Annotated in this window: 20 protein-coding genes and 1 pseudogene; 2 read left to right on the top strand and 19 right to left on the bottom strand. The window is 67.7% G+C overall.

The features are described 5' to 3' along the window. Window positions 1-69: 69 nt before the first annotated feature. Genes rfbD through rfbB form a run of 4 tightly spaced genes read right to left on the bottom strand, consistent with a single transcriptional unit; the run spans window position 70 to window position 3,479 of the window. A complete protein-coding gene (gene rfbD / locus WS89_RS14885; protein WP_059791672.1) occupies window positions 70-984 on the bottom strand; it encodes a dTDP-4-dehydrorhamnose reductase in 915 nt (304 codons plus the stop codon). Beyond that, entirely contained in the window at window positions 977-1,528 is a 552-nt protein-coding gene (gene rfbC / locus WS89_RS14890) for a dTDP-4-dehydrorhamnose 3,5-epimerase (RefSeq protein WP_059791674.1), read from the bottom strand. Before rfbC ends, rfbD begins: the two co-directional genes overlap by 8 nt. Further along, window positions 1,513-2,406, bottom strand: a complete 894-nt coding sequence (gene rfbA / locus WS89_RS14895) for a glucose-1-phosphate thymidylyltransferase RfbA (RefSeq protein ID WP_034206577.1) — start codon at window positions 2,404-2,406, stop codon at window positions 1,513-1,515. Before rfbA ends, rfbC begins: the two co-directional genes overlap by 16 nt. A gap of 11 nt (window positions 2,407-2,417) precedes the next feature. After that, on the bottom strand, window positions 2,418-3,479 hold the full coding sequence (rfbB, locus tag WS89_RS14900; RefSeq protein WP_059791961.1) for a dTDP-glucose 4,6-dehydratase: 1,062 nt from the start codon (window positions 3,477-3,479) through the stop codon (window positions 2,418-2,420). A gap of 342 nt (window positions 3,480-3,821) precedes the next feature. Here rfbB and WS89_RS14905 point away from each other — a divergent pair, with 342 nt between their 5' ends. Then, a complete protein-coding gene (locus WS89_RS14905) occupies window positions 3,822-4,661 on the top strand; it encodes a symmetrical bis(5'-nucleosyl)-tetraphosphatase (protein ID WP_059791676.1) in 840 nt (279 codons plus the stop codon). Window positions 4,662-4,693: 32 nt separating this feature from the next. On the opposite strand, the gene WS89_RS14910 is transcribed toward WS89_RS14905, so the two are convergent. From WS89_RS14910 to WS89_RS14945, 8 genes are all read right to left on the bottom strand, one after another. Beyond that, window positions 4,694-5,551, bottom strand: a complete 858-nt coding sequence (locus tag WS89_RS14910) for a lysophospholipid acyltransferase family protein (protein ID WP_059791678.1) — start codon at window positions 5,549-5,551, stop codon at window positions 4,694-4,696. Window positions 5,552-5,570: 19 nt separating this feature from the next. Continuing rightward, a complete protein-coding gene (locus WS89_RS14915; RefSeq protein ID WP_059791680.1) occupies window positions 5,571-6,848 on the bottom strand; it encodes a dihydroorotase in 1,278 nt (425 codons plus the stop codon). Window positions 6,849-6,909: 61 nt separating this feature from the next. Further along, window positions 6,910-7,941, bottom strand: a complete 1,032-nt coding sequence (locus WS89_RS14920) for an aspartate carbamoyltransferase catalytic subunit (protein WP_006476735.1) — start codon at window positions 7,939-7,941, stop codon at window positions 6,910-6,912. A 73-nt stretch (window positions 7,942-8,014) separates the two neighbouring features. Then, window positions 8,015-8,527: a bifunctional pyr operon transcriptional regulator/uracil phosphoribosyltransferase PyrR gene (gene pyrR / locus WS89_RS14925; protein WP_059791682.1), complete on the bottom strand. Its 513-nt coding sequence runs from the start codon at window positions 8,525-8,527 to the stop codon at window positions 8,015-8,017. After that, the gene (ruvX, locus tag WS89_RS14930; protein WP_059499824.1) at window positions 8,514-8,963 is read right to left on the bottom strand and encodes a Holliday junction resolvase RuvX; all 450 of its coding nucleotides are present in this window, start codon (window positions 8,961-8,963) and stop codon (window positions 8,514-8,516) included. The genes pyrR and ruvX overlap by 14 nt, the downstream gene beginning before the upstream one ends. Further along, window positions 8,960-9,538 (bottom strand): YqgE/AlgH family protein, encoded by a 579-nt coding sequence (locus tag WS89_RS14935; protein ID WP_006491354.1) that lies wholly within the window; start codon window positions 9,536-9,538, stop codon window positions 8,960-8,962. The genes ruvX and WS89_RS14935 overlap by 4 nt, the downstream gene beginning before the upstream one ends. Window positions 9,539-9,720: 182 nt before the next feature. Further along, the gene (locus tag WS89_RS14940) at window positions 9,721-11,022 is read right to left on the bottom strand and encodes a hypothetical protein (protein WP_059499823.1); all 1,302 of its coding nucleotides are present in this window, start codon (window positions 11,020-11,022) and stop codon (window positions 9,721-9,723) included. A 104-nt stretch (window positions 11,023-11,126) separates the two neighbouring features. Then, complete coding sequence (locus WS89_RS14945; RefSeq protein ID WP_004186709.1) at window positions 11,127-11,297, bottom strand: rubredoxin; 171 nt, start codon at window positions 11,295-11,297, stop codon at window positions 11,127-11,129. 254 nt (window positions 11,298-11,551) lie between these two features. Here WS89_RS14945 and WS89_RS14950 point away from each other — a divergent pair, with 254 nt between their 5' ends. After that, a complete protein-coding gene (locus WS89_RS14950; protein ID WP_012492910.1) occupies window positions 11,552-12,418 on the top strand; it encodes a hydroxymethylpyrimidine/phosphomethylpyrimidine kinase in 867 nt (288 codons plus the stop codon). A 187-nt stretch (window positions 12,419-12,605) separates the two neighbouring features. On the opposite strand, the gene groL is transcribed toward WS89_RS14950, so the two are convergent. The 7 genes and pseudogenes from groL to WS89_RS14980 form a co-directional block, all read right to left on the bottom strand. Then, on the bottom strand, window positions 12,606-14,246 hold the full coding sequence (groL, locus tag WS89_RS14955) for a chaperonin GroEL (protein WP_059499822.1): 1,641 nt from the start codon (window positions 14,244-14,246) through the stop codon (window positions 12,606-12,608). Between the two features lie 45 nt (window positions 14,247-14,291). After that, a complete protein-coding gene (groES, locus tag WS89_RS14960; RefSeq protein WP_004186661.1) occupies window positions 14,292-14,585 on the bottom strand; it encodes a co-chaperone GroES in 294 nt (97 codons plus the stop codon). 403 nt (window positions 14,586-14,988) lie between these two features. Further along, on the bottom strand, window positions 14,989-15,501 hold the full coding sequence (locus WS89_RS14965) for an SRPBCC family protein (protein WP_059791684.1): 513 nt from the start codon (window positions 15,499-15,501) through the stop codon (window positions 14,989-14,991). Window positions 15,502-15,542: 41 nt separating this feature from the next. Continuing rightward, entirely contained in the window at window positions 15,543-16,175 is a 633-nt protein-coding gene (locus WS89_RS14970; protein ID WP_059499820.1) for a LolA family protein, read from the bottom strand. After that, on the bottom strand, window positions 16,172-16,591 hold the full coding sequence (locus WS89_RS14975) for a hypothetical protein (protein WP_059791963.1): 420 nt from the start codon (window positions 16,589-16,591) through the stop codon (window positions 16,172-16,174). The genes WS89_RS14970 and WS89_RS14975 overlap by 4 nt, the downstream gene beginning before the upstream one ends. A 26-nt stretch (window positions 16,592-16,617) precedes the next feature. Continuing rightward, window positions 16,618-16,686 (bottom strand): annotated as a pseudogene (locus WS89_RS34990) (anti-sigma factor family protein); the annotation flags it as partial. 289 nt (window positions 16,687-16,975) lie between these two features. After that, entirely contained in the window at window positions 16,976-20,353 is a 3,378-nt protein-coding gene (locus WS89_RS14980; protein WP_059791686.1) for a beta strand repeat-containing protein, read from the bottom strand. Window positions 20,354-20,409 lie beyond the last annotated feature (56 nt).

The raw sequence follows: 20,409 nt of genomic DNA on the forward strand, positions 1-20,409 counted from the left end.
CAGCCGCATCCGCCGTTTCGGTACGAAACGCACTACACGCGCATGCGACCACTCAGACTACAGAAACGATCACGTCTTCTGCATACCAGCCAGGCAAAAACCCAAGGATTCACGCCAGTGCGGCAGAGCCACACCAAAAACCTGCGCCAACTTCGCGTTGGACAACCGAGAGTTCGACGGCCGCTTCGCCGGCGTCGGATAGTCCGCAGCCGAAATCGGCAATACGACCGGCCGCTTCGGAAGGCTCGCCAACTCGAAAATCGCCGACGCGAATCCGTGCCACGACGTGTCCCCGCCAGCTGTCAAATGGTACGTTCCGGAACGGGCATCCCACCATTCCGCCGCGTCCGCAGCACCGCGTGCCTGGGCGATCATGTGCGACGTCGCCGTCGCGATGGCGAGACTCCAGGTCGGTGCGCCCATTTGATCAGCGACGACTTTCAATTCGGGGCGTTCCGCGCCCAAACGAAGCATTGTCAGCAGAAAATTATGTCCACGCGCACCATATACCCAACTGGTGCGCAAAATGAGGTGCCGGCATCCGGACGAGGCGATCGCAGCTTCGCCTTCAAGCTTGGTCAGGCCGTAGACGTTTTGCGGATCCGGGAGATCGGTCTCGCAATACTCACCCGGCTTCACGCCATCGAACACATAATCGGTCGAGTAGTGAACCAGTGCCGCGCCGTTACGTGCCGCCTCTTCGGCCAACACACGCGGCACGTCGGCATTCAGCCGGCGCGCGGCGTCGACGTCCGTCTCCGCCTTGTCGACGGCCGTGTACGCAGCAGGATTCACGATGATCGACGGCTTCAACTCGCGCACGACGCTGCGCACCCGATCGAGATCGGACAAGTCGAGCATCGAACGGTCGCATGCCACCACACGACCGAGACCTTGCAGCGAACGCAGCAGTTCGAACCCGACCTGGCCATTCACACCCGTCACGAGGATCGTCGGTTCAGGAGTCACACCCACCTCACGCATAAACTTCGGCTTCGCTCAACCGCTTGCCGGCCGCATCCTTCGCCGCCAGCAGCGGCTCGAAGTCGATCGGCCATTCGATCCCGATCTCCGGATCGTTCCACACGATGCTGCGCTCGTGTTCCGGAAACCAGTAGTCGGTCGTCTTGTAGAGGAACTGCGCGGCCTCCGACAGCACGACGAAACCGTGCGCGAAACCGGGCGGCACCCACAGTTGCCGGTGGTTGTCGTTCGACAGCACCACGCCCACCCACTTGCCGAAGTTCGGCGAACCCTTGCGAATGTCGACGGCCACGTCGAACACTTCGCCTTCGACCACGCGAACGAGCTTGCCCTGAGCGTGCTGGATCTGATAATGCAGCCCGCGCAGCACGCCCTTCGACGAGCGCGAATGGTTGTCCTGCACGAATTCGACGCCGGGCGCGACCTGCTCGGCGAATTCCTTCCCGTTGAAGCTCTCGTAGAAGAATCCGCGCGCGTCGCCGAACACCTTCGGCTCGATGATCTTGACTTCGGGCAGCGCCGTTGCCGTTACTTGGATGGCCATGCGACTTGATCCGTGAGAATGTTCTTCAGGTACTGACCGTATGCGTTCTTCGCGAGCGGCTGGGCCAGCTTCAACACTTGCTCCGCGTCGATCCAGTTGCGGCGATACGCGATTTCTTCCGGACATGCGACCACGAGACCCTGTCGCTTCTGCAGCGTCGCGATGAAACTGGCCGCCTCGATCAGCGAATCGTGCGTGCCGGTGTCGAGCCACGCGTAGCCGCGCCCCATGATCTCGACATTCAGCGCGCCGCTATCGAGGTAGCGCGAGTTGACGTCGGTGATTTCCAGCTCGCCGCGGGGCGACGGCTTGATGTCGGCCGCGATGTCGCACACGCGGTTGTCGTAGAAATACAGGCCCGTCACCGCGTAGTTCGAACGCGGCTTGGCCGGCTTCTCCTCGATCGACAGCGCGCGGAACGACTTGTCGAATTCGACGACACCATATCGCTCCGGGTCGTGCACGTGATACGCAAACACGGTCGCGCCGCTTTCCTGCGCATGCGCACGCTCGAGCTGCTTCGCGAGATCGTGCCCGTAGAAGATGTTGTCGCCGAGGATCAGCGCCGACGGATCGTTGCCGACGAACTCCTTGCCGATGATGAACGCCTGCGCGAGGCCGTCGGGCGACGGCTGCACCGCGTACTGGATGTTCATCCCCCACTGGCTGCCGTCGCCGAGCATCGACTCGAAGCGCGGCGTGTCCTGCGGCGTCGAGATGATCAGCACATCGCGAATACCCGCGATCATCAGCGTCGACAGCGGGTAGTAGATCATCGGCTTGTCGTACACCGGCAGGAGCTGCTTCGACACGACGTGCGTGATCGGATACAGCCGGGTACCGGAACCGCCGGCGAGAATGATGCCTTTACGTGCCATCGCTTCTCTCCTCAGGTGCGTTTCGCGTAGTTCGTCTCGACCCACTTGCGGTACTCGCCCGATGCGACCTCGTCGGCCCAGGCCTGGTTGTCGAGGTACCAGTCGACCGTCTTCGCCAGGCCCGTCTCGAACGTTTCCGCCGGCTTCCAGCCGAGCTCGCGTTCGAGCTTGCGTGCATCGATCGCGTAGCGGCGATCATGGCCCGGGCGGTCGGTCACATAGGTGATCTGGTCGCGGTACGACCCGGCTGCCTTCGGGCGCGCCTTGTCGAGCAGGTCGCACAGCGTATGCACGACTTCGAGGTTCTTCTTCTCGTTCCAGCCGCCGACGTTGTACGTCTCGCCCGGCACGCCGCGCGCTAGCACTTCGCGGATCGCGCTGCAGTGATCGCCGACGTACAACCAGTCGCGCACGTTCTGGCCGTCGCCATACACCGGCAGCGGCTTGCCCGCGAGCGCATTCGCGATCATCAACGGGATCAATTTCTCGGGGAACTGGTACGGGCCGTAGTTGTTCGAACAGTTCGTCGTCAGTACCGGCAGACCGTACGTATGATGGTATGCGCGTACCAAGTGGTCGGATCCCGCCTTCGTCGCCGAATACGGGCTGTTTGGCGCGTACGGCGTCGTCTCGGAGAATTGCGGATCGGTGGCCGACAGCGAACCGAACACCTCGTCGGTCGACACGTGCAGGAAGCGGAACGCGGCCTTGTCGGCGTCGTTCAGGCCGTTCCAGTACTGGCGGGTCGCCTCGAGCAGCGTAAACGTGCCGACGACGTTGGTCTGCACGAAGTCCGCGGGGCCGTGGATCGAGCGATCGACGTGGCTTTCGGCGGCGAAATGCAGCACCGCGCGCGGCTTGTGCTCGGCGAACAGCGCATCGAGCGCGGTACGATCGCAAATGTCGACGCGTGCGAATACGTGCTTCGGGTTGCCGTCCAGCGATTGCAGTGTACGGAGGTTGCCCGCATAGGTCAGCTTGTCGACGTTGAGCACCGCTTCGTCGGATTCGCGTAGCCAATCGAGTACAAAGTTGGCACCGATAAACCCTGCGCCGCCCGTAACCAGAATCATGAGACTCCCTCTGTAGTAATGCGCGGCGAGCGCCATCAGGCGGTCGCCGCGTCAAAATTCGAAGCACTTGGCGATGGCCGCCACGTCAGACCGGGAATTTTAACCGGTCGACATGGCCTCCAAAGTCATGAAATGCTAATTTTGTTGGGGAAAGCGACAATTATAGGGAGTCGCCCCCTGCAAAAGCCATGCCGCTAACAACTTGATACAGCGCTTCGAACCCTTTCCAGGCGCGAAATTTATTGCCAGATTACCGCCCTGTTGCGGAACAGAAATTGCACGGCGCCGCATTGACTGGATAATTTTCCCCGCGTTCTCGATACTCGCAAAATCCGCCGCCCCATGACCCTCTCCCCCATCGCCATCGGCGACATCCAAGGCTGTCATTCCGCTTTCCAGTCGCTGCTGGCCAAGCTTTCAGTCCCCGCCGACACGCCGCTCTGGATCGCCGGCGACGTCGTCAACCGCGGCCCTGGCTCGCTCGCCGCCTTGCGCGCCATTGTCGATCTCGGCCCGCGCGCGACCGTCGTTCTCGGCAACCACGACCTTCATTTGCTCGCCGTCTCGGCCGGCATTCGCACCGAGCGCCCCGGCGACACCATCGGCGAGATCCTCGACGCGCCCGACGCCGACGCGCTGCTCGACTGGGTCCGCCACCGTCCGTTCGTGCATGTCGACGACGGAAAACTGCTCGTGCACGCCGGCGTGCTGCCGCAATGGGACACCACGCTTGCCCTCGAACTCGCCGACGAACTGCAGCACGCGCTGCGTGCCCCCGACTGGCGCGACACGTTGCAAGGGCTGTACGGCAACGAGCCGAACCAGTGGAGTCCGAACCTGAAGAAACGCGACCGGATGCGCGTCGCATTCAATGCGTTCACGCGCCTGCGCTTCTGCACACCCGACGGCGCGATGGAGTTCAAGGCGAACGGCGGCCCCGACAGCGCGCCGCCCGGCTACCTGCCGTGGTTCGACGCGCCGGGGCGCCGCACCGAGGACGTGACGGTCGTGTTCGGGCACTGGGCCGCGCTCGGCCTGATGCTGCGCGACAACGTCGTCGCGCTCGATTCGGGTTGCGTATGGGGAAACCAGTTGTCGGCCGTGCGACTCGCGGCCGATCCGGCGCAGCGCACGGTCACGCAGGTGCAGTGCGAAGCGTGCCGCTCGCCGGGCGGCGAGTGACGGCACGCTGATTCACGCGCCGCGGTCGCGCGTCAGCCCTCGCGCCCCGGCACGGGCGCGTCGGGCGTCGCGTCGCCCGCAGCATCGGCGCCGAGCTCGGTCGCCGGATACGCATGCTTCTGCAGCTCGGCAAGCGACTCCGCCGTCGGCTTGCCGACCTTCTCCTGCAGTGTCACCAGTGCGGCGGCGATCGCGTCGCGCGCCGCCGCGGACGTCGCGCGGCGGTCGCCGCCCGGCGCGATCGGTTCGCACACATACAGATGCGCGACGAGCGGGCCGCCGCGCAGCACCATGTCGAGCGACTTGCCGAGCGACAGGTCGCCCGTGTACGCCGGCGCGACCGACTGCCGCCCGTGCGCGTCCTCGTACATCAGGCAAATCGGCTGCACCGCGCAGCCGGCCGATACCGCGGCCTGGAACAGGTTCGCATGGAACGGCAGCAGATCCTGGCCGTCGGACGTCGTCCCTTCCGGAAACACGCACATCACGCCGCCGTTGCGCAGGCGCTCGGCCATCTCGTGCATGATCCGCATCGCCTCGGTACGCTTCTCGCGCTGCAGGAACACGGTGTCGAGCTTCTCGGCGAGCCAGCCGACGATCGGCCACTGCCGCACCTCGGCCTTCGACACGAACGGCGTCGGCCGCCACGCGTTGACCGCATAGATGTCCAGCCACGAGACGTGATTGCCCACGACGAGCGCGCTCGCATCGAGCCGCGCGCCGTCGTTGTGGACGACGAGGCGCATCCCGCAGATCCGCAGCATCTTGAGCGACCAGCGGCGTATCAGCTCGGCGCGGTGCGCGGGCGTGACGTGCGAAAAGCGCAGCGCGACGATCGCCATGCCGCGCAACAGGTGAAAGACGAGACGCAGCTTGCGAATGGCGGTCATGGCGAAGGTCCGACGGGGTTCAGTGGCGCTCGAACGCGATCTGCCCGGCGACGAGCGTCGTGCGCACGGTGGCCGGCAGTTCGTAGCCGAGGAACGGCGAGTTGTGGCCCTGGCTCTTCAGCGCACGCGGCTCGACGCGCCAGTGCGCGCGCGGATCGAACACGCACAGGTCGGCCGCGCCGCCTTCGGCGAGGCGGCCCGCCGGCAGCTGCAGCACGTCGGCCGGCGCGGAGGTGATGCGGCGCAGCGCCTGCGCGAGCGGCGTGCGCGTCTCGTCCGCCCACTTCAGCGTCAGCGACAGCAGCAGCTCGAGCCCGGTCGCGCCCGGCGTCGCTTCGCCGAACGGCAGCAGCTTCTCGTCGTCGTCGACCGGCGTGTGATCCGAGCAGATCGCGTCGATCGTGCCGTCGGCGAGCGCCACGCGGATCGCTTCGCGGTCGCGCTCGCCGCGCAGCGGCGGGTCGAGCCGGAACTGCGAATCGAAGTAACCGATGTCGACGTCGATCAGGTGAACGTGGTTCGCGCCGACGTCGCAGGTCACGGGCAGTCCTTCCGCCTTCGCCGCACGCACGAGCGCGAGGCCGGCCGCCGACGACAGCCGCGCGAGGTGCACGCGCGCGCCCGTCACGCGCATCAGTTCGAAAATGGTGTGCAGTGCGATCGTCTCGGCCGCGACCGGCACGCCGGAGAGCCCGAGCCGCGACGCGAGCGCGCCGCTCGCGGCCACACCGCCGCGGCCGATGAACGCGTCGAGCGGACGCAGCCACGTCGTGTAACCGTAGGTGCTCGCGTATTGCAGCGCGCGCAGCAGCACCTGCGTGTCGCGCACCGGCACGTTGGCGTGCGTGAAGCCGACGCAGCCGGATTCGGTCAGCGCGACCATCTCGGTGATCACCTCGCCCTTGAGGCCGACCGTCAGCGCGCCGAGCGGATGCACGTTCGCCTGCCGCAGGTTGCGCGCGCGGAACTTGAGCATTTCCACGAGGCCCGGCTCGTCGAGCACGGGATCGGTGTCCGGCGGGCACACGAGCGTCGTGACGCCGCCCGCGACGGCCGCGGCCATCTCGGACGCGAGCGTCGCCTTGTGCTCGTAGCCGGGCTCGCGCAGCCGCGCGCACAGGTCGACGAGGCCGGGCGCGACGATCAGGCCCGACGCGTCGATCGTCCTGTCCGCGTTGAAACCGGCCGGCGCGCTGCCAAGCGCGGCGATCTTGCCGTCCGCGACGAATACGTCGGCCTGCCCTTCGGTGTCGGCGACCGGGTCGATCAGCGTGCCGCCTTTGATATGAATCTTCATGCGCTGTCTGTGAATGCGTTGATTGCGTTGAATGCCTGGATCGGGATGCGCGAAAGCGGGCTCAGTCGCTGTTGCCGGCGACGATGCCCATCACCGCCATCCGCACGGCGATGCCGAACGTGACCTGGTTGAGGATCACCGACTGCGGACCGTCGGCGACCTGCGAATCGATCTCGACGCCGCGGTTCATCGGGCCCGGATGCATCACGATCGCGTCGGGCGCGGCGAGCGCGAGGCGCTCGGGCGTCAGGCCCCACGTCTTGAAGTACTCCTGCGCGGACGGCAGCAGCGCGCCGCTCATCCGTTCGTTCTGCAGGCGCAGCATGATGATCACGTCGACGCCCTTCAGCCCCTCGTCGAGGTTGTGGAACACCTTCACGCCCATCTGCTCGAGCCCGCCCGGCAGCAGCGTGCGCGGGCCGATCGCACGCACTTCCGGCACGCCGAGCGTGGTGAGCGCGTGGATGTCGGAGCGCGCGACGCGCGAATGCAGGATGTCGCCGACGATCGCCACGCGCAGCTTCGTGAAGTCGCGCTTGTAGTGACGGATCGTGTACATGTCGAGCAGGCCCTGCGTCGGGTGCGCGTGGCGGCCGTCGCCGGCGTTGATCACGTGCACGTGCGGCGCGCAGTGCTCGGCGATCAGGTACGGCGCGCCGCTCGACGCGTGGCGCACGACGAACAGGTCGGCATGCATCGCCGACAGGTTGTTGATCGTGTCGAGCAGCGATTCGCCCTTGCTGGTCGACGACGCATTGATGTTCAGGTTCAGCACGTCGGCCGACAGGCGCGTCGCGGCGATCTCGAAGGTCGTGCGCGTGCGCGTCGAGTTCTCGAAGAACAGGTTGAACACGGACTTGCCGCGCAGGAGCGGCACCTTCTTCACTTCGCGGTCCGTCACGCTGACGAACTGCTCGGCCGTATCGAGGATGTGATTGACGATCGAGCGCGGCAGGCCCTCGATCGACAGCAGGTGCTTCAGCTCGCCGTTTTTCGTGAGCTGCGGGTTGCCCTTCAGGAACCCGTAGCGAAACCGGTCGGGGCTCGCGGCCGCCGCGGGATTGCCGGTGCGGCCAGTGGTGTCGGTGGTCATGGTGTGCGTGATTCCAACTATGCAAACGGGCCGCGGTGCAAACCAGCGGCCCGGGATACGGTTCGCGTGTCGTTCAGGTGCCGTGCGACTCGGCGTGCAGCGTGAACCGCGTATCGTCGCGCGCGAGCACGAGCGTCGCGTCGGCCGGCACGTCGAGCGTGCCGCCTGCGAAGCGCGCGGCGACCGGCAACTCGCGGCCGCCGCGATCGGCGAGCACCGCGAGCTCGACCGCGGCCGGACGGCCGTAGTCGAACAGCTCGTTGAGCGCCGCGCGCACGGTGCGCCCGGTGTACAGCACGTCGTCGACGAGCACGATGCGCGCGCCGTCGACGTCGAACGGCAGCGACGTCGGGCTGGCCTGGCTGTGCAGCCCCTTCTTCGCGTAGTCGTCGCGGTGCAGCGCGACGTTGACGACGCCGAACGCCGGTGCGCCGAGATCGCTCGCGAGGCGCTCGGCGAGCCACGCGCCGCCGCTATGAATGCCGGCGAGCCGCGGGCCGCCCGGTTCGGCGAACGCCGTGCCGTACGCGGCGCGGATCTGGTCGAGCAGGACGCGGTAAAGCGCCTCGGCGTCAATGGTGCTCATGGTCGGACAATTGATCGAAATACTGTTGAAGGATGACGCGCGCGGCTTCGGCATCGAGCATGTCGGTGCGTGCGCGACCGCGCACGTCGCGCTCGCGCAGCCCGGCCTCGGCCTCGACCGACGAATAGCGCTCGTCGATCCACGTGACGGGTAGCCCGAAGCGGCCGTTCAACTGGTTGCCGAAGCGCTTCGCCTGCTGCGTCATATCGTGCGGCGTGCCGTCCGGATGCATCGGCAAGCCCACGACGAGCGCATCCGGCCGCCATTCGGCCAGCAGGTCGCCAACCGCCTTGAAGCGGTGTTCGCGGTTCAGGTTCTGGATCACGACGAGCGCACGGGCGGAGCGCGTCAGCCCGTTGCCGATCGCGACGCCGATCCGTTTCTCGCCGTAGTCGAACGCCAGGAGCGTCGCATCGCGCGCGCTCGCGCCGCTCATGCGTGCCCTGCCTCGCCGGACAGCATCGACGAGCTGACGCCGAGCAGGCCGAGGGCGGCTTCGAAGCGCTCTTCGGCCGGCGTATCGAACACGATGCGCGGGTCGGCGGCGACCGTCAGCCAGCCGTTGCGGGAAATTTCTTCCTCGAGCTGCCCGGCACCCCAGCCTGCATGACCGAGCGTCAGCAGGAAGCGTTTCGGGCCGGTGCCCGTCGCGACCGCCTCGAGCACGTCCTTCGACGTCGTCATCTCGAGCCCGCCGTCGACGGACATCGACGAGTTGTAGCTCGCGCCCTCGACCGGCTCGTGCAGCACGAAGCCGCGCTCGGTCTGGACCGGGCCGCCGAAGTACACGGGAATGTGCAGCAGCGGCTCGATGTCGAGCTTCAGGTCGATGCGGTTGAACAGCGATTCGAGGTCGATGTCGGTAGGACGATTGATGACGAGGCCGAGCGCACCGCGCTCGCTGTGATCGCAAAGATAGACCACCGTCCCCGAGAACGTCGGATCGGCCATGTTGGGCATGGCGATCAGGAACTGGTTGGTGAGATTGATGCGATCGGAAGGCTTTGACATGGTTTGAATTTTAGCAAAGACGCCGCGACCTGACCGGGCCGCGATCAACAAGCAACGCCGCGCCGCGCTGGCAACGGCGCGCGCGGATCACACGGCACTCTAACACGCGCGCGGGCGCTGTCGGCAGCGTGTTGCAGGCCCATGCGACAAGGGCCGCCGCCGTGTGTCCGTCCCCTTGTTCGTCAGGTCCGGCCGAGCGCGGCGCCGAGCGCTTCGGACGCCGCCGTGAGGTCCGGCGGCGCGACGCCGGCCGCGATCTTCAGGAGCGCCGCACGCAGCATGTCGGACGCGTGGCGGTGCGCATCGAGGCCGCCGTCGGCGAGCGGCACGCCATGCGCCGCACGGCGCCACGCCAGGCCAAGCGTGTCGGCCAGCAGCGCCGCGTGGCCGAGCCCCAGCGCGCACGCGGCCGTGCCGACCCGATAGGCCGCGCCGGACGCGTGCCACGCGGCACCCGCGTCGGCGGTGGCCGGATCGGCCGCCAGGTCGGCCATCGACGCATCGGCGGTCTGCAGGAAATCCTCGTAGGCGTGCGCGTTGACGGTCACGACGCCGAGCGCGCGAGTGGGCGCGGCGGCGACCGCATCGTGCTCGGCCCGCGCCGCATCGGCCTCCCACAATGCTTCGGATGCGGGCGTGCCGGCGACGTGCCAGTCGACCGTCAACCCGTAGTCGTGCAGCACGTCGACGAGCGCGACGTCCTCGGCCGCGGCGCCGAACAGCGCGAAATCGCGCCATAGCAGCGCCACCGTCTCGCGCACCAGTTCGGGCGGTGCGCCGCGCCGGCCCTGCGCGTGTTCGCCGAGCAGCAGGTTGGTTCGCGCGAGAAAGCGCTTCAGCTCGGGCGCGCCGCTTGCGCGCAGCGCGCGCACGCATGCGGCCGCGAGCCGCCAGAAATCGTACGGTGCGTCATCGGCGAGCGCGGCCAGCATCGCGTCGAGTTCGTCGAGCGCGGCCCCCGGCGCGCCGTGTTCGGCACGCAGCACGCCCAGCAGCGCCTGCTCATAGCGGGCGCGAAGCCGGGCCGCGAATGCATCGGGCAGCGCGCGCAGCGTGGCAGGCGGCACCGCGCGGCCGACCAGCGCGAGCGCATCGAGCGGCGCGCTCGCGCGCAGGTCGGCGGCGCTTTGCGCACGCAACGCACGGAAATGCTCGAAGAGAACGGGCGAGCACGCGAGCTCGCGCAGGTTGTGACGCCCGACGGCCGCACGAAAATCGTGCAGCGCGGCCCGCCAGCCGGCCGAAGTCGGCTCGGTGCCGACGAGCGGCACGGCGGCCGACAGTTGCCCGGCGAAACGCGCGGCCGGCAGCCAGCCGGCTTCCGCCAGCACGGCCGCGGCCGCGGCGAGCGGCGCCGCGGCGTCGTCGCGCCGCTCGAATGCGTCGGCAGCCGCCGCCAGCCATGCTTCGGCCGCGCGCACGGCTCCGCCACGCGGGTTGGGCAATGCGTCAGGGTGGGGAACGTTCGCCGGATCGGACGTCATGGACACGCGCGCCTGTCATCGTCGAGTCGCTCGCGCGAATCGCGGCGCGCGAGCGCCGAATCCGTGCGAGGCCTGAGCGGAGTGTGCGTGGGCCAGCGGTCCGATCAGATCTGGACCATCTCGAAGTCTTCCTTGCGGGCGCCGCATTCGGGACACGTCCAGTTGATCGGGACGTCTTCCCAGCGCGTGCCCGGGGCAATGCCCTCTTCCGGCAGCCCGGCTTCTTCGTCGTAAATCCAGCCACAAATCAGGCACATCCAGCTCTTGTATTCCATCTTAAGCCGCGTCGGGGAAAGTCGGTAAATTCGGGAGCCATGATGGTACCGTGTCGGGGCCGGACTGCCTAGCAATCGCGCTGGAGGACGGCGACTACGTTGCGCTGCGCTAAAAAATCCGTCGTACCGGCCGGATTCCACCGCATAATGGCTGAAAGTGCGGCCTGCCGGGCAACACAGGGCCGAAAACGCCCCTCTCGCCTCGCGGTCCGCATCTCCGTCGCTTTTCCGTTTTTCTCTTGCCCCATTTTTACATGTCCAGCAACGCCCCTCCGATCGTCCTCACCTTCGGCCTGTCCGATCCCACCGGCGGCTCCGGCCTCCAAGCCGATCTGATGACCCTGGCGAGCATGGGCTGTCACGGCGTGTCCGTCCTGACCGGCTATACCGTGCGCGACTCGGCCGCCTGCGATGAAGTCACGGGCCTCGACCCCGACGTCGTCGCCGCGCAGGCGCGCATGCTGCTCGAAGACATGCCGGTTGCCGCGTTCAAGATCGGCGCGGCGACGCGCGCGGAAGTCGTGAGCGCGATCGCCGAAGTCGTCGCCGACTACGACGGCGTGCCGCTCGTGCTCGCGCCGGACTTCACGCTCGACGACGAACACGTGCTCGCCGCCGACGACCTGCGCGAATCGATCGCCGACCTGCTGGCGCCGCAAACCACCTTGCTCGTCGCTGACCACGCGACGCTGATCGCGCTCGCGCAGCCGGACGGCGATGCCGAGGCACCGAACCTCGATGCGGCCGTGTCGCACCTGCTGTCGCAAGGTTGCGAATACATCCTGTCGTCGGAAACGGGCTCGCACCGGCTCGTCAATACGCTGTACGGCGAAGAAGGCCAGCTTCGCGAAGACATGTGGGATCGCTCGCCGCACCGGCTGATGGGCATCACCGATACGCTCGGCGCAGCTATCGCGGCGCTGCTCGCGAACGGGCAGGAGCCGCCGGAGGCCGTGCGCGAGGCGCAGGAATACCTGTACCAGGCCGTGCGCGACGCGTTCCGGCCCGGTATGGGCGCATACCTGCCCGACCGGTTCTTCTGGGCGCGCAGCAACGACGATTCGGACACACCGCCGGCCGTGAAGGCCGACCCGGCGCCGAGGACGTCGCACCGGCATTGAGTCGCGACGCGGCAGGCAGGTCCCGCCGCCGCACGCCGCGCCGCGCCTGGTGCGTGACAGATCCGGCCGCCTCGCGCACGCATCGAAAATTACGCGCGCATAAAAAAAGACCCGCATCGCTGCGGGTCTTTTCTTTTGGCTGGAACGCGCATCGCTGCGCGTTCCGGACACCATCGACCGAAGTCGATTACATGTCCATGCCCATGCCGCCCATGCCGCCCGGCATGCCGCCCGGCATCGGTGCGTCTTCCTTCGGCAGTTCTGCGACAGCTGCATCCGTCGTCAGCAGCAGGCCTGCAACCGACGCTGCGTTCTGCAGTGCAGTGCGCGTGACCTTGGTCGGGTCGACGACGCCGGCTTCGACCATGTCGACGTACTCGCCCGTTGCTGCGTTGTAGCCGTAGTTGCCCTTGCCTGCAGCAACCGCCGCCACCACGACGCTGGCTTCTTCGCCGCCGTTCGTGACGATCTGGCGCAGCGGCTCTTCCATCGCGCGCAGCACGATCTTGATGCCGGCGTTCTGGTCGGCGTTCGCGCCGGTCAGGCCTGCGATCGCGGTGCGTGCGCGGATCAGCGCGACGCCGCCGCCTGCCACGATGCCTTCTTCCACAGCTGCGCGGGTTGCGTGCAGTGCGTCTTCGACACGTGCCTTCTTTTCCTTCATTTCGACTTCGGTCGCAGCACCGACCTTGATCACTGCAACGCCGCCCGCCAGCTTGGCCACGCGCTCTTGCAGCTTTTCACGGTCGTAGTCCGACGTCGCTTCTTCGATTTGCGCGCGCACTTGCTTCACGCGTGCTTCGATGTTCGCCGCTTCGCCTGCGCCGTCGATGATCGTCGTGTTTTCCTTGCCCACTTCGATGCGCTTCGCCTGGCCCAGTTCTGCCAGCGTTGCCTTCTCGAGCGTCAGGCCGGTTTCTTCCGCGATGACCTGGCCGCCGGTCAGGATCGCGATGTCTTCCAGCATCGCCTTGCGACGATCGCCGAAGCCCGGCGCCTTGACCGCAACGGTCTTCAGGATGCCGCGGATGTTGTTGACGACCAGCGTGGCGAGCGCTTCGCCTTCGACGTCTTCTGCGATGATCAGCAGCGGACGGCCTGCCTTCGCGACTTGCTCGAGCACCGGCAGCAGGTCACGAATGTTCGACACCTTCTTGTCGTGCAGCAGCACGAACGGATTGTCGAGGACGGCGACTTGCTTGTCCGGGTTGTTGATGAAGTACGGCGACAGGTAGCCGCGGTCGAATTGCATGCCTTCGACGACGTCCAGCTCGTCGGCCAGCGACTTGCCGTCTTCGACGGTGATGACGCCTTCCTTGCCGACCTTGTCCATTGCTTCAGCGATGCGATCGCCGATCGACGAATCGCTGTTCGCCGAGATCGAGCCGACCTGTGCGATTTCCTTGTTGGTCGTGCACGGCTTGCTGATCTTCTTCAGCTCTTCGACAGCCGCTGCGACTGCCTTGTCGATGCCGCGCTTCAGGTCCATCGGGTTCATGCCCGATGCGACGTACTTCATGCCTTCGCGAACGATCGATTGCGCGAGGACGGTTGCCGTCGTCGTGCCGTCGCCTGCGTTGTCGCTGGTCTTGGAAGCGACTTCCTTGACCATTTGCGCGCCCATGTTCTGGAGCTTGTCCTTCAGCTCGATTTCCTTCGCGACCGACACACCGTCCTTGGTGACCGTCGGGCCGCCGAAGCTGCGCTCGAGCACGACGTTGCGGCCCTTCGGACCCAGCGTGACCTTGACTGCGTTGGCGAGAATGTTCACGCCTTCGACCATCTTCGAACGGGCGGAATCGCCGAATACGACGTCTTTAGCTGCCATCTTTAACTCCTTGAATTCTTGGGAATATGTACCGTCGGAGGACGCTTACTTGGCGTTGACAACGGCCATGATGTCTTCTTCGCGCATGACCAGCAGTTCCTGGCCGTCGACCTTCACGGTCTGGCCTGCGTACTTGCCGAACAGGACACGATCGCCGACCTTCACGTCGAGTGCGATCGGCGCGCCCTTGTCGTCGCGCTTGCCCGGGCCGATGGCCAGGACTTCGCCCTGATCCGGCTTTTCAGCAGCGGCGTCGGGGATCACGATGCCCGAGGCGGTCTTGGTTTCCTGATCCAGGCGCTTGACGATCACGCGATCGTGCAAAGGACGAAGGTTCATATTCACTCCTCTCTTGACTGAGATTGAAGAACGCTTAGGGAAACTGCCCGGCTCATCGCCCGGCAGAGAATTGTTAGCACTCTCGTGCAGCGAGTGCTAATTATATGGACGGGTTTTGACAAATTCAAGAAGGGAAACCGGGGGGAATTTTCGGGGCGGCGAGGCGGCGGGAAAAATGCAGAAACACAACAAAAAACCTTTAAAAACAGCTACTTGAATACGGCAGCCGTCCCGATGGACAGCCCCATGCGATTCACCAACCTCATCCAGCCCCGATTGGACACCGGGTAAGCCCGGAGTTCCTGAGACCGGCGACATCGCCGCGAAAAAACCGTGTGGGCGCCGATTTCATCCGCCGCGCCACGTTCGTGCGCCTGCGTCGCCGGAGCAAGCGTCGCGCGCCTCACGCATCGGCACAGTCCCCGCCCGACAGCGGCCGGAAGGTCCGGCCGTCCGTCTCGACGGCCGCGCCCAGCCGCCGCGCGAGCCCCTTCGCGCCTTCGCGCATCACGACGTCGTGATTCCATCGGAACAGCGGCCGTGCGAGCGGCTCCAGCCAGTTCATCCAGCCGTGCGTGCGAATGTGCCAGTCGTAGCGCACGACGGTGCGCGCGCCGTCGGCGGCGAACGACCAGCGTCCGTCGCCTTCGATCGCGCCGCTCGCACGGCCTTCGAGCACATGCGGCCGCTCGACGCGCCGCACGCGCATGTCGAAGGTCAGCCGGTACGGCAGCGCGCCCTTCCACGTGTACCGGTGCAGCGCGCCGACGCCGCGTGCGTCGCCATGCTCGAGCTCGACGGTGCGCACGGCGCCCTTCCACCAGTCGGGCCAGCGATCGACCTGGTAGATCGCGTCCCAGACCGCCGCGAGCGGCGCATCCACCCGCCAGATCGTCGAAAACCGGTACTCCGCCATGCAGCCTCCGGCATGCGCGTCAGGAACGCGGATCGGCGCCGTCAGGGCGCGAAGAAACGTTCGGGAAACGCGACGTCGATCTCCACATCGTCGAGCGTCACGGTTTCGAGCGGCACGTCGTCGCCGTCCGCGTAGCTGACGACCTTCAGCGGAAAACCGTCCGCGGCGTCGAGCCACAGCCGGTAGCGATGCACGCCGTCGACCGCGTGCGCGGGCGCGCCCGTGACCAGCACGCGCAGCGCGGTCCGGCCGCCGACGGCCTCCTCGCCTTCGGTCACCGTCGCGCCGCCCTGCTGCAGCGCATGGACGTTGCGCAGCAGTTCGCCGACGTCCGAGCGGTCGACCCGGTGGCCGGTGCGATCGCGCACGAGCGGATTGGACGGCGACAGCGTCAGCGCGGGCGGTGCATGCGTGCCGAACGGGCGCAACCGCACCTTGCCGTCGCCGGGATCGTACGCGAGCACCGCGCCGCGATGCGGCGACACGAAATCCATCCGGACGAAGCCCGGTTTCAGGTATGCGTAGCGGATTTCGGTGTGCTCGCCGTCGCGCGCCGACGAGCGGATCGTCGCGCGGTACGAGCGGACGTGGTCGAAATGCGCCTGCGCGACGGTCACGGGATCGGCTGTCATGCTCGCTCCTATCAGGCTCGCGGCCAGCAACGCGGCGATCACGGCGCCGCCTCGACATCGAGCACGCCTTCCATCCCGCGCTCGCGATGGCTTCTGAAAAACAGCAGCCGGTGCGTGCAATAGTAGGCGAATCGCCCCGGCTGCAGCGGCGTGAAACGAAACGTCCTCGGCGTCGTGCCGAGCTCGGTGCGTACCGCGATGCCGGCCTGCGGCGCGTCGATTTCGAAGCTGTGCGGCACCACGCCGGACTCGGCCGACACGGTCAGCTCGACCGGCACGTGCGCGCGCACGATCACGTGATCCGGCCGGAAGAAATAGCTGCCGCCGACGATCGCCACGCGCTGCACGCCATCGGCGTCGACCGGCACGCGCACGGGCGGGTCGCCGTCCGCTTGCGCAAGCATCGTGCCCGCGAGCAACGCTGCCAGCCCGAACCCCTTCGTCATCGCCGTCTTCATCGCTTGCTCCCTGCGAGCGCCGCGCGTCATCCCTTCCATGCGTCGGTCGGGCCGCCCAGCGCACCGCATGCATCGATCGCGAACTCGCGCAGGCGCGTTCCATTCCGGTCTCCTTGGCGGCTGCCGCCGGACGGGACGATCGGCTGCGTCGCGATCATTATCCCGCCGGCCGGCCGTGCCGGAACTCGGTATGTAAACGGACGGCGACGGCCGGTTATTCCATGGCACGCCGTGCCGCAACGCGGCGAGCGGCGGCGATCATTGATGCGAAGAAAGAAAACGGCAAGCCCGAAATGACAACGCGGCATGACATCGCTGTCATGCCGCGTTGCGCGACCGTTGCGCACGACGGCCGATGCGGCGCCGTCGTGCGGTTTCGGCCGGTTACCTCGGCAGTGCGCCGGTCAGCGACTGGAGCAGCGTCGTCACCGGTGCGAGCGGGTTGTTCGGCGAGCTGTTGCCGGAATGCGGCGTCACCGACAGGCTCGGCGCGGAGCCGAGCACCGTGCCCGCCGACGTGCCGACCGCATTGACGACCGTCGCCGTCGAGTTGGCACCCGTCGTCAGCAGCGAGCCGACCGCGCCCGCCGTGCCGCCGGCCGCATTCGCGCCCGAGCCGAGCAGACTGCCGCCTGCCGCTGCCGTCGAACCGGCCGCGCCCGACAGCGCGCCGGCCGCCTGGCCGAGCGCCGCCGGACCTGACGCGAGTGCGCCCGTCACCGAACCGAGCGCGCCAGTCAGCGCGCCGGCCGGGTTGCCTCCGCCGGTCAGGCCGCTCACCAGATTCGTGATCGGCGCGATCGGGTTGCTGCCGGCGGCGCCGGACAGCGTGCCGACCACCTGGTTCACGACGCCTTGCACCGGCGCCAGCGGGTTGGAACCGCCCAGGTTGCCGAGGGCGCCCGTCACCGAGTTCAGCGCGCCCGTCAGTGCGCCGGCCGGATTGCCGCTGCCGAGCGTACCGACGACCTGATTCACGACACCCTGCACCGGCGCCAGCGGGCTCGTGCCACCGAGTGCGCCGAGCGCGCCCGCCACCGAGCCGACCGCGTTGCCGAGGGCGCCCGTGGCCGTCCCGACCGCGTTGCTCAGCGTGCCGGCCGCGTTGCTGCCGCCGAGCGTACCGACCACCTGGTTCACGACGCCTTGCACCGGCGCCAGCGGGTTCGTCCCGCCGAGATTGCCGAGCGCGCCCGTCACCGAGCCGAGTGCGCCGGTCAGCGCGCCGGCCGGATTGCCGCCCGGCAGGGCGTTCTGCAGACCGCTGACGAGGTTCGTGATCGGCGTGATCGGGCTGCCGCCGCCAGCACCCGACAGCGTGCCGACGACCTGGTTCACGACGCCCTGCACCGGCGCCAGCGGGTTCGCGCCGCTGAGCGCGCCCGTCACCGAGTTCAGCGCGTTCGTCAGCGCACCGGCGGGATCGCCGTTGCCGAGCGTACCGGCGAGTTGCGTGACGGCGCCTTGCACCGGCGCGAGCGGGCCGCCTGCGCCACCGACGTTGCCGAGCGTGCCCGTGATCGTGTTGACCGCGTTGCTCAGTGCGCCGGCCGGGTTGCCGCTGCCGAGCGTGCCCGTGACCTGGTTCACGACGTTCTGGATCGGGGTGATCGGATTCGCGCCACCGCCGAGGTTGCCCAGGGCGCCGGTTACCGTGCCGAGTGCGCCGGTCAGAGCGCCTGCGGGATTACCGCCGCCGATGCCGCCCAGTGCACCCGTCACCGTGCCCAGCGCGCCGGTCAATGCGCCTGCGGGATTGCCGCCGCCAACGCCGCCCAGTGCACCCGTTACCGTGCCGAGTGCGCCGGTCAATGCGCCTGCGGGGTTGCCACCGCCGACGCCGCCCAAGGCGCCCGTTACCGTGCCGAGTGCGCCGGTCAGTGCGCCCGCCGGGTTGCCACCGCCAACGCCGCCCAAGGCGCCCGTTACCGTGCCGAGTGCGCCGGTCAATGCGCCTGCGGGGTTGCCACCGCCGACGCCGCCCAAGGCGCCCGTTACCGTGCCCAGCGCGCCGGTCAGAGCGCCCGCCAGGTTGCCACCGCCAACGCCGCCCAAGGCGCCCGTTACCGTGCCGAGTGCGCCGGTCAATGCGCCTGCGGGGTTGCCACCGCCGACGCCGCCCAAGGCGCCCGTTACCGTGCCCAGCGCGCCGGTCAGAGCGCCCGCCGGGTTGCCACCGCCAACGCCGCCCAGTGCGCCCGTCACCGTGCCCAGCGCGCCCGTCAATGCGCCTGCCGGGTTGGCGCCACCAAGCGCGCCGGTAACACCGTTCACCACGCCCTGCACCGGCGCGAGCGGATTCGAGCCGCTGCCAAGGTTGCCCAGTGCCCCCGTGACCGTGCCAACGACACCGGTCAGTGCGCCGGCCGGGTTGCCGCCGCTCAACGCGCCCGTCACTTGATTCACCACGCCCTGAACCGGCGCCAGCGGATTCGCACCGCCGCCGATCCCGCCCAGCGCACCCGTCACCGTGCCGATGGCGCCGGTCAGCGCACCTGCCGGATTGCCACCACCGAGCGCGCCCGTTACCTGATTCACCACACCTTGAACCGGCGCCAGCGGGTTCGAACCACCGCCGATCCCGCCCAGTGCACCCGTCACCGTGCCGATGGCGCCGGTCAGCGCACCTGCCGGATTGCCACCACCGAGCGCGCCCGTTACCTGATTCACCACACCTTGAACCGGCGCCAGCGGGTTCGAACCACCGCCGATCCCACCCAGTGCGCCCGTTGCCGTACCGAGCGCATTGCTCAGCGTGCCGGTTGCCGTGTTCAGCGCACCGGTCAACGCACCCGCCGGGTTGCCGCCGCTCAACGCGCCCGTCACTTGATTCACCACGCCCTGAACCGGCGCCAGCGGATTCGCACCGCCGCCGATCCCGCCCAGCGCACCCGTCACCGTGCCGATGGCGCCGGTCAGCGCACCTGCCGGATTGCCACCACCGAGCGCGCCCGTTACCTGATTCACCACACCTTGAACCGGCGCCAGCGGGTTCGAACCACCGCCGATCCCGCCCAGTGCACCCGTCACCGTGCCGATGGCGCCGGTCAGCGCACCTGCCGGATTGCCACCACCGAGCGCGCCCGTTACCTGATTCACCACACCTTGAACCGGCGCCAGCGGGTTCGAACCACCGCCGATCCCACCCAGTGCGCCCGTTGCCGTACCGAGCGCATTGCTCAGCGTGCCGGTTGCCGTGTTCAGCGCACCGGTCAACGCACCGGCCGGGTTGCCGCCGCTCAAGGCACCCGTCACTTGATTCACCACGCCCTGAACCGGCGCCAGCGGATTCGCGCCGCCACCGACATTACCCAGTGCGCCCGTCACCGTGCCAGCCGTATTGCTCAGCGTCCCCGTCGCCGCATTCAGCGCACCAGTCAACGCCCCCGCCGGGTTGCCGCCGCCGAGCGCGCCCGTCACCTGATTCACCACGCCCTGTACCGGCGCGAGCGGCTGCACCGTGCCGCCGCCACCGCCGAGTGCGCCCGTCACCGCCCCCACGGCGCCCGACAATACTTGCCCCGGCTCCCCCAGCGACGTCTGGATCGCGCCGGACCCGCCCGCCGTCAGGGTCACCGAGCCCAGCGGCGACGTGCCCGTCGCGGCCAGCCCGACCGACACGCTGTTCGTCGGCGGATTGACGATCACTTGCGGGATTGGCAGCGCATCGAGGGCTCCCGCCATCGCGGAACCCGAAGCCAGTACGCCGAACACCGTCGCGACCGACAGCGCCACACCCGTTAATTTGAAGTTCTGTCCCATCTTTGTTTTTTCCCCATCTCGGTTGGCACTACGTTGACAAAGCATGGGGACGGATT

The sequence above is a fragment of the Burkholderia sp. MSMB1072 genome (assembly GCF_001524725.1).
Classification (GTDB): Bacteria; Pseudomonadota; Gammaproteobacteria; order Burkholderiales; family Burkholderiaceae; genus Burkholderia.

What these genes read in the sequence shown, in the direction of transcription:
- rfbD (WP_059791672.1), bottom strand. Translation starts at nt 984, where the DNA reads ATGCGTGAGGTGGGTGTGACTCCTGAACCGACGATCCTCGTGACGGGT.
- rfbC (WP_059791674.1), bottom strand. Translation starts at nt 1,528, where the DNA reads ATGGCCATCCAAGTAACGGCAACGGCGCTGCCCGAAGTCAAGATCATC.
- rfbA (WP_034206577.1), bottom strand. Translation starts at nt 2,406, where the DNA reads ATGGCACGTAAAGGCATCATTCTCGCCGGCGGTTCCGGTACCCGGCTG.
- rfbB (WP_059791961.1), bottom strand. Translation starts at nt 3,479, where the DNA reads ATGATTCTGGTTACGGGCGGCGCAGGGTTTATCGGTGCCAACTTTGTA.
- WS89_RS14905 (WP_059791676.1), top strand. Translation starts at nt 3,822, where the DNA reads ATGACCCTCTCCCCCATCGCCATCGGCGACATCCAAGGCTGTCATTCC.
- WS89_RS14910 (WP_059791678.1), bottom strand. Translation starts at nt 5,551, where the DNA reads ATGACCGCCATTCGCAAGCTGCGTCTCGTCTTTCACCTGTTGCGCGGC.
- WS89_RS14915 (WP_059791680.1), bottom strand. Translation starts at nt 6,848, where the DNA reads ATGAAGATTCATATCAAAGGCGGCACGCTGATCGACCCGGTCGCCGAC.
- WS89_RS14920 (WP_006476735.1), bottom strand. Translation starts at nt 7,941, where the DNA reads ATGACCACCGACACCACTGGCCGCACCGGCAATCCCGCGGCGGCCGCG.
- pyrR (WP_059791682.1), bottom strand. Translation starts at nt 8,527, where the DNA reads ATGAGCACCATTGACGCCGAGGCGCTTTACCGCGTCCTGCTCGACCAG.
- ruvX (WP_059499824.1), bottom strand. Translation starts at nt 8,963, where the DNA reads ATGAGCGGCGCGAGCGCGCGCGATGCGACGCTCCTGGCGTTCGACTAC.
- WS89_RS14935 (WP_006491354.1), bottom strand. Translation starts at nt 9,538, where the DNA reads ATGTCAAAGCCTTCCGATCGCATCAATCTCACCAACCAGTTCCTGATC.
- WS89_RS14940 (WP_059499823.1), bottom strand. Translation starts at nt 11,022, where the DNA reads ATGACGTCCGATCCGGCGAACGTTCCCCACCCTGACGCATTGCCCAAC.
- WS89_RS14945 (WP_004186709.1), bottom strand. Translation starts at nt 11,297, where the DNA reads ATGGAATACAAGAGCTGGATGTGCCTGATTTGTGGCTGGATTTACGAC.
- WS89_RS14950 (WP_012492910.1), top strand. Translation starts at nt 11,552, where the DNA reads ATGTCCAGCAACGCCCCTCCGATCGTCCTCACCTTCGGCCTGTCCGAT.
- groL (WP_059499822.1), bottom strand. Translation starts at nt 14,246, where the DNA reads ATGGCAGCTAAAGACGTCGTATTCGGCGATTCCGCCCGTTCGAAGATG.
- groES (WP_004186661.1), bottom strand. Translation starts at nt 14,585, where the DNA reads ATGAACCTTCGTCCTTTGCACGATCGCGTGATCGTCAAGCGCCTGGAT.
- WS89_RS14965 (WP_059791684.1), bottom strand. Translation starts at nt 15,501, where the DNA reads ATGGCGGAGTACCGGTTTTCGACGATCTGGCGGGTGGATGCGCCGCTC.
- WS89_RS14975 (WP_059791963.1), bottom strand. Translation starts at nt 16,591, where the DNA reads ATGAAGACGGCGATGACGAAGGGGTTCGGGCTGGCAGCGTTGCTCGCG.
- WS89_RS14980 (WP_059791686.1), bottom strand. Translation starts at nt 20,353, where the DNA reads ATGGGACAGAACTTCAAATTAACGGGTGTGGCGCTGTCGGTCGCGACG.